Origin of the sequence: Streptomyces sp. NBC_00038 (assembly GCF_026343635.1) — a bacterium.
GTDB lineage: Bacteria > Actinomycetota > Actinomycetes > Streptomycetales > Streptomycetaceae > Streptomyces.
This window is the reverse complement of sequence record NZ_JAPELQ010000001.1, coordinates 5573005-5586216: the sequence shown is the minus strand read 5'-3', so window position 1 is coordinate 5586216 and position 13212 is coordinate 5573005. Positions and strand designations below refer to the sequence as shown.

General features: G+C 65.3%; 11 protein-coding genes and 1 pseudogene. 3 read left to right on the top strand and 9 right to left on the bottom strand.

Annotated elements, in window-relative coordinates:
* Positions 1-30: 30 nt before the first annotated feature.
* Both OG219_RS25280 and OG219_RS25275 read right to left on the bottom strand, forming a co-directional pair.
* Positions 31-492 carry an ATP-binding protein gene (locus tag OG219_RS25280; RefSeq protein ID WP_266830119.1) on the bottom strand — a complete coding sequence of 154 codons (462 nt, stop codon included), beginning with the start codon at positions 490-492 and terminating at the stop codon, positions 31-33.
* A gap of 289 nt (positions 493-781) precedes the next feature.
* Entirely contained in the window at positions 782-1522 is a 741-nt protein-coding gene (locus tag OG219_RS25275; RefSeq protein WP_266830117.1) for a GntR family transcriptional regulator, read from the bottom strand.
* Between the two features lie 89 nt (positions 1523-1611).
* Between OG219_RS25275 and OG219_RS25270 the strand changes: the two genes are divergently transcribed.
* On the top strand, positions 1612-2703 hold the full coding sequence (locus OG219_RS25270) for a DUF1152 domain-containing protein (RefSeq protein ID WP_266836224.1): 1092 nt from the start codon (positions 1612-1614) through the stop codon (positions 2701-2703).
* A gap of 402 nt (positions 2704-3105) precedes the next feature.
* On the opposite strand, the gene OG219_RS25265 is transcribed toward OG219_RS25270, so the two are convergent.
* The 6 genes from OG219_RS25265 to OG219_RS25240 all read right to left on the bottom strand — a co-directional run bounded on the left by OG219_RS25265 (position 3106) and on the right by OG219_RS25240 (position 9887).
* Positions 3106-3702 (bottom strand): RNA polymerase sigma factor, encoded by a 597-nt coding sequence (locus OG219_RS25265; RefSeq protein ID WP_266830115.1) that lies wholly within the window; start codon positions 3700-3702, stop codon positions 3106-3108.
* Between the two features lie 1117 nt (positions 3703-4819).
* Positions 4820-5575, bottom strand: a complete 756-nt coding sequence (locus tag OG219_RS25260) for a hypothetical protein (protein ID WP_266830113.1) — start codon at positions 5573-5575, stop codon at positions 4820-4822.
* A gap of 8 nt (positions 5576-5583) precedes the next feature.
* Positions 5584-6108, bottom strand: coding sequence for a hypothetical protein (locus tag OG219_RS25255; RefSeq protein WP_266830111.1), 525 nt, complete (start codon positions 6106-6108; stop codon positions 5584-5586).
* A 1356-nt stretch (positions 6109-7464) separates the two neighbouring features.
* Positions 7465-8241: a hypothetical protein gene (locus OG219_RS25250; protein ID WP_266830110.1), complete on the bottom strand. Its 777-nt coding sequence runs from the start codon at positions 8239-8241 to the stop codon at positions 7465-7467.
* A 945-nt stretch (positions 8242-9186) separates the two neighbouring features.
* Positions 9187-9630: a PIN domain-containing protein gene (locus tag OG219_RS25245; RefSeq protein ID WP_266830109.1), complete on the bottom strand. Its 444-nt coding sequence runs from the start codon at positions 9628-9630 to the stop codon at positions 9187-9189.
* Complete coding sequence (locus tag OG219_RS25240) at positions 9627-9887, bottom strand: CopG family transcriptional regulator (protein WP_266830107.1); 261 nt, start codon at positions 9885-9887, stop codon at positions 9627-9629. Before OG219_RS25240 ends, OG219_RS25245 begins: the two co-directional genes overlap by 4 nt.
* A 752-nt stretch (positions 9888-10639) precedes the next feature.
* Between OG219_RS25240 and OG219_RS25235 the strand changes: the two are divergent.
* Positions 10640-11650 (top strand): annotated as a pseudogene (locus OG219_RS25235) (carboxylesterase/lipase family protein); the annotation flags it as partial.
* Positions 11651-11669: 19 nt separating this feature from the next.
* A complete protein-coding gene (locus OG219_RS25230; RefSeq protein WP_266836223.1) occupies positions 11670-12278 on the top strand; it encodes a carboxylesterase family protein in 609 nt (202 codons plus the stop codon).
* A 528-nt stretch (positions 12279-12806) separates the two neighbouring features.
* Here OG219_RS25230 and OG219_RS25225 read toward each other — a convergent pair.
* Positions 12807-13136 (bottom strand): hypothetical protein, encoded by a 330-nt coding sequence (locus tag OG219_RS25225; protein ID WP_266830105.1) that lies wholly within the window; start codon positions 13134-13136, stop codon positions 12807-12809.
* Positions 13137-13212 lie beyond the last annotated feature (76 nt).

Sequence of the window (13212 nt, the reverse complement as noted above, 5' to 3'; positions counted from 1 at the left end):
GCTGCTGAACATCCTCGACCTCGTATGTGCCTACTTGGCGGGTCGATCCCACGGCTTCCAGGCCTGGTCGACCTGGAACGAGACGACGGTTCCGCCTGAGCGGCTCGGGCCGGCACTCCAGGAATCGGCCAGCGCGTCGACCAGGAGCAGCCCTCTCCCGTGCGCGTCATTGGCATCGGGACTGCGCAGCCGGACGTCCGCCGGGAACCCGGGATTGTGGACGGCGACCCGCAGGGCCTCCCCCACCCGGGTCCACTCGACCCGTACCCGCCAAGCCTCCTCGGCCTCCCCGTAGAGAATCGCGTTCGTCACCAGCTCGGAGAGCATCAGCACACAGTCATCGATCGAACAGGTCAGGTTGTACGGAGCGGTGAACTTGCGAAACCAGCGCCGCGCCCGGGCAACAGACTCGGGCACCGGATAGAGGGTCATGCCCCCGATCGGCGGCGGCTCAGCAGCCGCCTCACCGGACTCGTCGCGTGCATCCGCCATGAGCACCACTACTCCCTACCGGTGCCGTCACAGTCGAGACAGCGCCGCTTGGATGTCGCACGGACGCGAGCATCAGTGGCAGGAAGCGCCAGGGCGGAGCGGGAGCCGACGCGCTTCCACCCTCGCCCCCGGCATCCACGACGGTCCGCTTCCCGCGACACGTGCCGTAACTCCGCGCGCCCCTGGCTCACGCCCATGCCCCTTCCGGTCAAGTGGCCTTAGCCACTTACTGGATAGTGGCATTAGCCACTCGCGGCCACAAGCGGTTCGCCGAGAGAGGCGCGACTTTCTAGCTGATCGGGTAGCCCTGCTCGAACGCCCAACGGCCGGGCGGGTATGTCGCTTCGGCGAACTCCAGGGGGTGATCCTGCATGTCATAGACCACGTGATGGACAATCAGGACGGCTGAACCCGCGTCGAGTTCGAGATCAGCGGCCTCGTCATCGGTCGCCAATCTGGCGCACATCCGATCCTCGGCGTAGCTGCCTTGACGGCCCGTCATGCCCTCTACGTACATGAGTGTCCCCTCCTGAATCCGTTCAGGATCAAGGAGCTTGGGGGCACGCTCGCCGACATCGGGGCTGAACCACGAGGTGGAGATCGTGATGGGCCCGGACTCGTTCTTTGTCACGCGACGGCGGTGAGCAGCTCGGCTTCCAGGCGTCAGACTCAGCGCCTCGGCAACGTGGTCCGGAGCCTCAAGCCATCCGGCCGACGTGATCACCGCGTACTCGCCAGCCGTGTAGATCTTGCCGGTCTGCTTGGCCCGGCCGTAGAGCTCCCGAGCCCTCCGGTTCACGGCAAGCCCGCGCACGTAGGTGCCCGACCCCTGCCGCTTCTCGACCAGCCCCTGATGACTCAGGGCTTCCAGCGACCGAGCTGCGGTGGGCCGCGAAACGTTCCAGGAAGCCGCGAGTTGCCGCTCCGACGGAACCTCGTCGCCAGGCCTCAAGTCGCCTCGCAAGATCTGATCGCGGATGTGGTGGGCGATCTGGAGGTACTTGGGCTGGGTCTCTTCGATCTGCGGCATCGGAGCCCCTTCCCTAAGTGGCTATGACCAGTAGCCACTATAGGGTGAGTGGTCAGCACGGGAACCCGTACGCTGACGCGGTGACCCGCTTGATCGTGGCAGCAGGAGGAGGGGGCGACGCAGTCGCCGCCGCAATGCTCGACCTAGCCCTCCACGGAGGTGGCGGAAGTCCGACGGTGATCCTCACCTACGCGTGGGACCGGCTGCTGATCGATCCGGTGCCAGGGCCACGAGGGCCGGCCAACTTCACGGGACTACGTCCCCTCACGCCAAGCGTCTGGACCGTCTCCGCCGAAGCGAAGCCGATCGCTCCCGCAGGCTCGACGCTTCCACGGCTGGCAGGCGAACTGCCGCACACCTTCGCGCTGATCGATCCAGCGCAGGGCGCCGAGGGCATCACGCGGCAACTCGAAGAACTCATCCAGCACCTGGCCCCTGAGTCCATCGACCTCCTGGACGTCGGCGGCGACATCCTCGCCAGGGGCGACGAACCCACGCTCCGTAGTCCGCTCGCCGACGCCCTCACCCTGGCGGCGTGCTGCCAAGTCAACGCGCCCGTCAGGCTTTTGGTCGCCGGTCCCGGGCTGGACGGAGAGATCCCGGCCGAGGACTTGCACGACCGCATGGGCCCGGTGCTTCTGACGTTCACGGCCGAGCATGTCGAACCGGTGAGCTCGGTTCTGGAGTGGCACCCTTCTGAGGCAACGGCCATGTTGGCGGCAACGGCCCGGGGAGTCCGCGGCCTCTGCGAGGTCAGGGACGCCGGCCTGCCGGTCCCGCTCAGCGACGAAGGCCCCACCGTCCACGAAGCGGACCTGGACGACGCGCTCACTCGCAACGAACTTGCCCGCGCCATCCTCACGACGGAGAGCCTTGAGGAGGCCGAGCAGTACAGCCGCGAAATCTGCGGCTACTCGGAGATCGACTACGAGCGGAACAAGGCCAGTTGGCTCGGCAGCCGGCCGGAACAGAAGCTGGACCCGGAGCACACGCTCCGCCAACTCGATCAGTTCGAGGCTGACGCCCGCAGTCGAGGCATCACCCACACGACGTTCCGCAGGATGACCGAGGCACTCGGCCTAAATGGCAAACAGCGCCAGGACCTCAGGTCCCTACTGCTCAGCAGCCGGCCGGAGCAATACCAAGCCCCGCTCTGGCAAGTCCCAGCTGAAGCTGTCTGAGATAGGTGAAGGCTCTGCGCTACCTCGGTTGAGGCCGCGTTGTGCTCTCGTCGTCGATGGGGGCTCGGTCGTGCCGGGGCGCGCGGCCAGGCGAAGCAGGAGAAGTAGGACCAGTTTCATTCGTGCGCGGGCTGGAACCCGGTCCATGCGCAGGCGGTTGGGAGGAGGCAGGAACAAGCGGTGGCGGCTCGGTGTGGGACGGGCTCGCAGGGGTGCGCAGAAAGTACGGGATCGGGTCCTGGTCGGGTGTGATCGATGCCGCGAAAATCTTCGCGCAACCCCAGTCGAGATCCACGGCCGCATCCAGTTGGTTAAGGACCACAGCCTCCGCCGTGGAAAGTAGGGCATCAAGGGCAGCGTCGTCGGCCGAACCGTCCGGGTCGTGGCCGTAGGGAGGGCGTGTCATCGTGCACCGCCTTTCGAAATGCCGAGCGCGCGTTTCAAGTTCTGCCGGGCCCTGGCCAGGCTCTGGCGTACGGCATCGGGTGTGATGGCCAACTCGTGGGCGATCTCGGTGGGGGTGAAACCGTCGACCGTCCAGGCCATGACCTCCCTCTGACGAGGAGGTAGCCACCCCAGGGCCTCGAAGACTCGGGCTTCCTGCTCACCGAGTTCCACCGCGGACATGGGGCATCTGCCGCCCGGCAGATCCGGGACCGTAGCGCATGGGTGTTCCTTGGCTTGGCGCAGCTTGAGCAGCTGGCGGAAGGCGACTCGGCGTAACCACGCGGGCGGATGATCGATGGCGTGCCAGGCTTCGTATGCCAGGACGAATGTGGACTGCGCGATGTCGGCGGCTTCGTGGGGGCTGGCACCGTTGCGCATGGTGAAACGAATCACCGGCGTCAACTGCTGCTGGTAGCAGTGCGCGAAGGCTGCCCGCGATGTGGCGTTCGATGGCTGACTTACACGAGCGGACTCGGTCGTTGCCACAGCCTGCCTCGCAGCAACGAGGGCGATGGGTGAACTCTCCGCAGGCGGCTGGGTGACGTTATCCACGGATGTCCTCCTGCCGGCTGGAATGACCACCGATCTCAACAACGGTCTCGCTCTGCCCGATGCGGCGCTTGGAGATCCGGCTCCCGGGCGGCAGAGCCCGCAGCTGAGTGCTGAGAGCCTCTTCATCGATCTCGGCAAGGCGTGCGGCCGCCCGGACGCGTATCCACAAGTAGCTCACGCGCGCCCCGCAACCGCACAGCCCTGCGGCTGCAGACGCAATCACCGCTATATCCACCGGCCATCTCCCTGGGAACCTCGTGCGCGGACAACTCCGGTGTCCTCCGCCTCTCAGTAGTGCACGAACCCCAGCCGAGCGTGACTCCGCACGGCCAGCGACAACAGAAAGGCCAGCGCTACGGTCGTCGCCGGAGGCCGCACTCTCCATGGCGCGCGCAGTGGCTCGCCGTCGCGCAAGCTGCGGCCGGGACGTTTGCTACGCACTGGGGCACGCGCCGCCACGTTGCCAGACACATGCGGCAATCACCCTCCGGAAGAGTCAAGTTGGGCTCCGCGGGGCGAGCGAGTACAGCAACGGCAGCGGCAGCCTCCTGGTGCTCCGGCTGGTTCTCACCTCCCAGCTACCGAAAGTTCCGTCTGCTCGACCACGCTCAACTCCACCAGCACGGCCCCGGCCCTCCCCATGCGCCACATCGAGGCGCACAGCCAAACCGAGGCAAGCGGTGTCAAGCATCAAGTGAGGCCACTGCGTCAAGCATCAACCGAGACACGACAAGCCCCAACAGGCCGACTGAGTAACAACTTTCTCTACGGATTTCAAGGCGGCTCGCTCCGCTCCCCGCGCGCGGCCCGGCCCTCGGCCGGGCCTGCGCTCCTGTCTCCGCCCCGCTCCAGCCCGGCCGACGCCCGGGCCGCACGAACAGCATGCAGCCGCCTGACGTCAGAGAAGGGGTACATCGTGGCTGGGGCGGTCGGCTCCACGGCTTTACGGAGCCACTTTGGCACGAGCCTCGAAGATCATGGCCCCAACGTCGTGCTTTACCGGGCAGGTCCACAGACTGCCCGACGCGCCGGAAGCTTACGGGGCCATGATTACTCGCGCCAAAGCAGCGCCACCCCAAAGCCGCTCCACCGACCTTGTTCGACACATATCCTGCCGCTATACGAGCCTAACCAGGTCCTCTGCTTGGAGTACACCCGGAGGAAGTAGACGAATTGTAAGAGCCGACTCTTCGTAGTCAATCAGGCTTTCTTTATGGGCTGGACGGAGAATGTCCCTCCTGAAACGCGCCACATTGGGGTGCTCTAGCCATTCGACGAGATCACTTTCCCGTACAGGACCGTTTTCACTTAGGAGCAGGAGAAGTGCCTTCTGCTTCCAAGTCAACCCAGGACTTAGGACCCTTTTCCTGTTTCCTTCGGCCCAAACTTGAGGAACTTCGCGCTCTACCAGGCTCTCAACCAGTGACGTCGCCTCTTCGATAGTGAGGTCATGAAAAACCCTCACAAGTTCAGCCATGAGCCACTTACTCATATACAGGACTGCTGTCGCATCCATCAGGTTCGGGTCAATGTCTCCACCAGCGTGACCAACACCCCGATTATTTCGGATCTCATACAGCGCCAGTAGCATGCGGGGGATCTGGACCTTGATCGCCCGTGGCACAGATGAAGGTTTCTGCTCAAGCTCACGACAGGCCCGAACTATGTCTCGGGGTTTGGATGAACGATCTGCATACTGACCGTCAACGTACCCAGTAATGGCGGTATAGATTCCTTCGCAGAGCTTTCCGCCATTCAATTCCGCAGGCTCCCACCGATGTTCTCGATAGTTGCTTACAATCCGATTGAAGGCGTTAACGATGTCGTCCCGCAGTCCGTCAGGTAGAGCCGCAAGGGCTTCGCCAGGTGTCATGTTAAGACTCAGCTCGCAATCAATCCCTGGACGTATACCAGTCCTTCATGCGTCAGCTTGAACAGCTTGCGCGCCTGACGGGAGCTCCCCGCCTTTCGCAGCTGAATAACTCGCGCAGGCTTCTTCTCCTGATTTCCCTTGAGGGACTCCGTGACGTTCTTTAGGGCATGCCCGAGATTCTTCAGCTCTTTGTTCAAGTCGGCCGACTGGAAGGTGGGCTCCCCTTGAATTGCCTGGAACCAGTATCCCGCTACGAGGGCCCTGTCGACATCGGTCTTGGGGGCTGCGGCATTGAACAGCTCGGCGAAGTGTTCGAACTTGGGGGCTTCGGCAGAAATCTCCTCGTCGCTAACCTCATCGACTTCCCCTTCCACTTCAATCGCGTCCTTGAGTCCGTTTCTAGCAGCTGGGCTGCTGAGCACTACGCCGTAGCGCTCAGCAGCCCAGCGCAGCACTCTCCCCTGGGCGTCCTCTTCAAGATCGTGAAGGGCGTCAGCAATCGCGGACATCGCCCCGATCTCTGGATCGCTCATTTGTTCCCCTGTTCCCCTTCTGGTATGTGCATCGGCAGCGCCCACCCTCACCATGCAGACGCTGGCAGTCGCGATCGGAATGCTAACGGCAGACACTCGACCAGATCCTCAGCGATTACCAATTCGCCTGTTGATCAAGTGTTTTTAATGAGCCGCACCTTCGCTATCCGACGCACAACAAAACCTCTCAGGATGCACCCAGATCTCATGTGACGCAATGGGAACATACTTGCGATTTCTTGCCGAAGGCGGACTTCGCCACGGCGATCTTTGGGAGACCACAATGAGTTGCCACCCGATCCGCCAGCGCTGGCTGCCCCCTGGTCGACGACATGGCAGCACGGCTAACGGATCAAGTCGTGCCAGCGCCGTGCCGGATCGTGCGGGGAACCACGGGAAACAGCGGTACCTGAGTCGGCAAGCAGGCAAACGCCTCCCCCCATTTCGCCGCAGGTCAGCCCAGCGAGCACGGCTGGGTCACCTGAGCTTCCCAAGCTGAGAGCTTTGAGGGTGGCTCCCGAGTCGCCTTCGCGGGCCGACCGTTGCGGCATGCTCTGGTCGACGGCACCAATAGCGTGGCTGAGGCCGGTGGGGGTGCAGCGAGGCACACGCGCGCCTGGTCGGTCGACTGACGCACCGTCGTGGCGGGCTTTCGTCGGCTGAGGCTGAGACAGGCCGCGACGAAGGTGCCGGCCGTAAGTCGAACGAGGCCCCGCACCGGGCAAAGCTGGGCCGTCCAAGGCCGCTCGACGTTAGTCAAGGACGACCAACGACGACCACCAGGCACACGAGCCCGCCACCCCTGACCAGCAAAAACCCAGCTCACCAAGATCTCCGACAAGACCCAGGGCAAGAAGACACATGGTTGCGTTGCCCCAAGTTGTCGTAGCTGGTCTCTACCCTCAGGCTCACCCTGCCAGACTCCGAACATGAGGCGCTGTGCTGGAGTGACACGACGAGGGCAAGCGTGCAGGAACGCCGCCGGATGGAACGGCTTCTGCCATCAGCATGGTGGCGGAGCGCGAGTTCGGGCGCCAAGACTCCGCGCCTCGCGCGTACAGGCGACTCCAGTTCCCCACCGTCGTCGGAGAGGCTGGCTGTGGCGACTCTGGTGGCTGATCATGAGCTGGTTCGAGCAACTACGCGGCAGAAGAACCGGCGGCTGAAGGCACGCGACGACCTGTGCCAGACGTGTGCCAGTTCGTGCGGGGAACCACGGGGAAAACCAGGCACCGGCTGGACGGTGAATAGAGTGCCAACACCGCTCCACCGCAGGTCGGTACAGCAACTACCTTTGGATCACCTAAGCATTCCAAGCTGAGATCTCTCGCTGGGTCTCTCTGCAAAGCTGTGTTCTCAAGGGTTCGCTGGCTGTCCGTCGGCCACTTCGGTACAGGAGCGTTGATCGGTCCCTCGGCTGACGTTGACTGCGTCGCGAGGTCGGGCTCCCGTGGGGTAGCTGTGGGCCGAGAACCTCCACAAGTCGTCGCCGGCGGCGAGCGTTTCGGCCTTGCTGCCATACATGTCGATGACTGTCGTGGCGAGCATCTCGTGGGTCAGCCCGTCGACATCGACGACTGTCAGCGTGTAGGTCTTCCCGATGTGGCCCTCGCCGCCGACGTTGATCCTGTCGGCGTGCCAGCGTCCGCTGCGCAGGGTGGCCTCCGCGGCGAACACAATGCGGTTGCCTCCTGCCTTGTCCGGGAACTCAACTGCGATCCAGAGGTGGTGTCCTTCGGGGAGGCTGCCACTGCCTCGGAGGCTCTGCACGCAGCGAGGGATCACTACATCCTTGCTGTCGTCAAGCGAAGTAATGCGGAGGTCAACACTGGAAGGCCAGAGGAGCAGTCCGCCTCCTGCCGGAAGTGCCAGCACTGCCGCAACTGTTGCAATCAGTCCACCGCGGCGGTTGCGGTACGCGCTGCGGATCGAGCGGGCGAGGCATTGCCACGCCTGCCTCTGATGCGCCCAGAATCCCACGGAACTCGACGCACTACCGTTCGAGGCACTCATCGTTCCCCCGAGATCACCGCACAGACGGAAAGAAGCCTGACGGACGCTAGCGGCCCGCCGGGCGACCGTGACGTGATGTTGCCTATTGGCGAAGGTCAGGCCTGCAGTGATCGAGTCCATCCGTTTGCTTCCGCTGGAAGTCGCGGTGGCAAGCAAGCTTCGGGTAGGCACACGAGGCCAACGAGGACCGTCCGTCTCACTTTCCGTCTCATTCAGCTGCGTTCACGGCCGTTCAGACGAGACCAGGAGTCGGGTGCAGCCCATGAGGGAGCCGCCCATGAACCCAGGTGAACGCCCGGGCACGCACCCGAAGACCCCACCACCACAGTTGGAAAGCGTGCACACGCGGTCGACGTGCAGCACTGATTGGTGCGCGGCCGGCGCTGACAGGTCTCACTCTTGGCCATCAACGAAGCCCGACCGTCGGTTAGGTCCCGGGTTCACCCCAGGCCGCCCCCAGACAGAACCGGGGATGCAGCTGCTCTACAGAGCTGGACACCTCGGAAGCCGACCGCGCGTCCAAGACCCTAGTCGTGGCCACTGACACCCCCTGCGAACCTGACACCCCTCGACCGCGTTCCGCTCATCCCCGCACCACAAGCGCACCAGATCGAGCGGGGAACAGCGGGGAATCACGGTGAAAGCCGCCGCCTCCGACAAGGCTGCACCTAACCCGTTCGCCCAGGTCAGCGCCCGAACCACCCGCAAACGCCCGCAGCTTCCCAAGCTGAGAGTGCGAGTTCGATTCTCGTCACCCGCTCTTCTTGAAGCCCCAGGTCAACGGCTTGGGGCTTTTACGCGAGCGGGGCTCTCCCGCATTTTCCGGCACGTGTCGCGCTCGAAGATGGGGCATGCGGAGGGCACGAGTGCCTTGCGGGTGCAGTCCGCTCACGTTGCAGCTGGCGCTGACCTGCGACTTCACGTCACCCACGAGCAGGTTCGCGTGGTCGGAGCACTCAGCCTTCCCGTGCCGAACGACGCCGGACACTTACCGATCGCGCATCTCGACAAGACGGGCCACAACTTCCTTACGGAAGCAGGCGCTTGGCTGCCGAGGATCTCGCGTCAGAGCGGAAGGTCGTCCGGGAGTACCCGGAACGCCTTGTGGCGGCCCAACGGGCGTACGGCCCGGAAGTCCCTTCGGTCGAGGGTGAGGATCGCGTCGGTGTCGTAGTCGGCCGCGAGCGCCACGTTCACCGCGTCGGCGAGGTCCAGGTCGAGCGCGCCGTAGCGAACGCGGACGGACTGTGCGGCGCCCAAGTGGTCTTCCGTGATCTCGGGCATGACGACCCGACCCCGGCTCATCCAGCGCCGCAGGTCGTCGACCGCGCTGACGGCGGCTGCGCGCCTCAACTCGCGCGTGGCCACGTGATCGAGTTCCGCCAGCAGGAGGGGGGACATGACCAGTAGACCGGCCGCCATGATCGCCTCATTCGCCGCTCCGTGTTCCGGGTGCGTCGAGTCGAGAGCGGCCAGGAGGCCGGACGTGTCGGCGATGACGACGATCACGCGGTGGTTCCGGAGTCCGTCTCGCGGCGGACCGCGTCAGCGACCGCGTCACGGACCTCAGCCTTGGATGACGTACGACCCGACCCCTCGAACGTCCGCGAGAAAAGCGGCTCGTCCCAGACCCGGTTCGCCATGGCCGCGAGATGGATGCCCTGACGGATGATCTCGGCCTCGCTTATGCCCCGCCGCCTGGCCGCCTCCTTGATGATCGCCAGATCCTCGGGGTCGGCGTAGACGTTCGTGCGCTTCATGGACATGTACCAAGCGTAGTCCATGTACTGGATTGATGTACACAGCTCCTTCGTCGCGTTGCCCGGGCCGCCGAGCTGCCCTCACAGACCCTGCCCAGGCGAGGGCTTCGCCGGAGGTCTGTGCGCTGGCAAAGCGCTCGCCGAGCTGGACAGCCGCACCGGCCGAGCCAGCGCAGCGCCCCTTCACTCAGGCACTCTGCCCACTGCACTTCGAAGCCGTGCCCACAGCGTGCCCAAGAGATCGGACAACCACGGTCTACAGCGGTGCCACTGCGCCCGGGCGGCGACACCAACACGATGAATCCCCGCAGGTCACCTAGCACGTCGCCGTTGGAGTGCCGTCGCTTCCCAAGCTGAGAGTGCGAGTTCGATTCTCGTCACCCGCTCCATGACTCAAGGCCCAGGTCAGAGACCCGGGCCTTTTAGCGGTCCGCTGTGATCACTCGTCGCGTACCGGATTCGTGCCAGAACGTTGATCGTCTGGATCATCGGTGGCTTCATCCGGCACGGCCACAGCTTCCCGCGCTTGCTTCGCTTGCCTCTGTGCTTCCTGGCGGGCCTTGCGTACGGTCGCGTCGAGCCCGGCGGCGACTTCCTGCTGTCGCTCGTCGTCGGAGTGCTGGTAGATGACCTCATCTCCCGATGTTTGAGGCGCCTGGAGGTACGGGGTCCGTTGAGCGGACTCGCGGCGTTGCACGCCCGTTGCCCGAGACGGAGCATGTGGCCTTCCCGCTCGTTCCTGCCTCTCGGGAGGTTCAGTGCGCTCCATCGTTCGACGACAACTTGCGGCTCTAGTGAGTCTGCTCGCCCTGCTGACCGTCGTATCGGCCGTACCTTCGTCGGCGGCCCCCCGCCCCTTGACGATCTCCACCGACAAAGGCTCGGTCGCGGGAGCCACGGCGGAGGGGGTCGATCGGTTCCTCGGCATCCCGTACGCCGCGCCGCCGGTCGGTACCAGGCGCTGGCAGCCTCCCGCGCCCGCTGCCGCCTGGTCGGGCACGCGGTCGGCCACCGCGTACGGCTCGCGCTGCCTGCAGTCGGCCGACGGCACCGGTCCGGGCATGAGCGAGGACTGCCTGTCTCTCAACGTCTACACCCCCGAACGGCGAACGAACCGCCCGCTGCCGGTGATGTTCTGGATCCACGGCGGGGGCTTCTCCGGCGGTGCGGGGGATCTCTACGACGGCTCGCAGTTCGCGAAGGCCAACAATGTGGTGGTCGTCACGATCAACTACCGGCTGGGCGTGTTCGGTTTCCTCGACGTGCCCGGGCTGAGCAAGCGGGGTGCGGGCAACTACGGCCTGCTCGACCAGGAGGCCGCGCTTCGCTGGACGCAGCGCAACATAGGCGCCTTCGGCGGCGACGCGGGCCGCGTGACCATCGCGGGTGAGTCGGCCGGCGGTCACTCAGTCTGCGCGCTGCTGGCCTCGCCGCCGGCGAGCGGACTGTTCGTCGGCGCGATCATCCAGAGCGGCGGGTGCCCGAGCCTCACGGTCGCACAGGCCACCGCCAAGGGTGAGGACTACGCCACGGACGCCGGCTGTCCCGTTGCGGCGACCAGCGTGTCCTGTCTGCGGGCCAAGCCGGCGAGCGAACTGCTGGGCGCCGGCGGCGGGTTCACCGGCGGCATCCTGAGCGGCCCCCTTCCCGTGTCCGGGGTGCCCGAACTGCCCCTCGCGCCGAGCGTCGCCGTACGATCCGGCCGGATCCACAACGTGCCCCTCCTCATCGGCAGCACCCGCGACGAGGTGCGCCAATGGGCACTTCCGTTCGCGAACGCGACGAAGGATCAGTACGAGCGGGCGGTCAGGCTGGAGTTCGGCGCACGGACGGCGGACGCCGTACTCGCGCACTACCCCTACAGCGCCTACGACAGCCCGTACACCGCGACGTACGCCATCAGCACGTTGTGGGACGACAGCAGCGTCTTCTACGGGCTGGGCGGCTGCCAGTACCAGAACCCTCACGGCTCAGTTCGCCACGCTGCAACCGAGGACGTACTTCTACGAGTTCGACGACCCGCACCCGCCAACCCTCGCGAAGACTCCGGCCGGCTTCGATTCCGGCGCCCCCCATGCCAGCGAGCTCGGCTACCTGTGGCCCATGGAGACCTCGAAGTCGCTGACTCCGGAGCAACAGCAGCTGTCCATGGCGATGGTGCGCTACTGGGGCGCGTTCGTGAAGCACGCGAACCCCACGACCGCAGGACTGGCACCCTGGCCGTCGTACCGCAGCGGCAAGTACATGTCCCTGCTCCCCGGTGATGACAGCCAGGCCCTGAAGTCCGAGGTGTACGCGGACCGACACCAGTGTTCGTTCTGGAACAGCATCAGGTACGACGGGCTCACCACCAACCCGGACCGCCTCGCCGCACAGGCAGGCGTTCCCACGTCCTGATGCCCGGCTGTCCACGTCTTGGGCTGTGGCGGTCGTGTTCCGACAACCTCGCCATCGGCGTCGTCGTCGGCTCCATCACCGCCATGCCCATCTTCATGAACATCTGACGCCCCGGCCGCCCCACGACGACGATGCGGCGGCCGGGAGTGAACCGGCACCGGTACGCCCACCGGTGCACAGGATGCGGTTCATCGTGACGGGCCTCAGCAGGCCCGAGTGACGGAAGCCCCTCCGACGCACCTCCGCCCCGAACTGTTCGGCCGCCGAGTCCTCCTCCGTCTGCTCCTGCAATGCCGCCCTTCCAGCCGGCGCTCGGGATCGGCAGTCCGTCGGCTCCCTTGCCCGCGTAGGGCTCCATTCGGAGTCGCAACCGCGGTCGGGTCCTGTGCCGCCCGCACGTGATGTCGTATGTGTGCCTGCGGGCCTCCCGCCCCAGCTCACGGTGGTCCCTGCGGGCTTCCACCAGTAGCGAGATCGCCATGGCGATACCCGCGCCCATCATCATGGCCAGAAAGGTCGGCCGCTCCGTCATCGACCGACGACCGCAGTGATGTGCCCTTTCCTCCTTTCCGCGCGGAGGACTGCGCGGGCCGCCCCGAGGATCTCCTCGTCCAACTCCAGCCCGGAGGCCAGCACCTGGAGCAGCCGGGTCCGCCACACATCGGGGTCCGTCTCGTATGCGTCCAGCACCCGTACGCCGTATCCGCCCCGCACGCCGTCGCCACCACCGGACAACCGTCGGCGGACCGCCTCCCTCAGCTCGGCGTGGAGGTCGTGGACGACTCCTCGTGAGGTGTCGGTGAGTCCGGCCGCCGCCCCCGTGGCCAATGCGGTGGCCACCAACTCCACTTCGGTCACGCGGACCCCCTCGGTTGTGCGGGTTGTGCGATGTCGTGTCCATCACCTTGGCTGGGGGTGCTGCAATTCTGATGAA

What these genes read in the sequence shown, in the direction of transcription:
- OG219_RS25240 (WP_266830107.1), bottom strand. Translation starts at nt 9,887, where the DNA reads ATGTCCATGAAGCGCACGAACGTCTACGCCGACCCCGAGGATCTGGCG.
- OG219_RS25275 (WP_266830117.1), bottom strand. Translation starts at nt 1,522, where the DNA reads ATGCCGCAGATCGAAGAGACCCAGCCCAAGTACCTCCAGATCGCCCAC.
- OG219_RS25260 (WP_266830113.1), bottom strand. Translation starts at nt 5,575, where the DNA reads ATGACACCTGGCGAAGCCCTTGCGGCTCTACCTGACGGACTGCGGGAC.
- OG219_RS25250 (WP_266830110.1), bottom strand. Translation starts at nt 8,241, where the DNA reads ATGGACTCGATCACTGCAGGCCTGACCTTCGCCAATAGGCAACATCAC.
- OG219_RS25280 (WP_266830119.1), bottom strand. Translation starts at nt 492, where the DNA reads ATGGCGGATGCACGCGACGAGTCCGGTGAGGCGGCTGCTGAGCCGCCG.
- OG219_RS25255 (WP_266830111.1), bottom strand. Translation starts at nt 6,108, where the DNA reads ATGAGCGATCCAGAGATCGGGGCGATGTCCGCGATTGCTGACGCCCTT.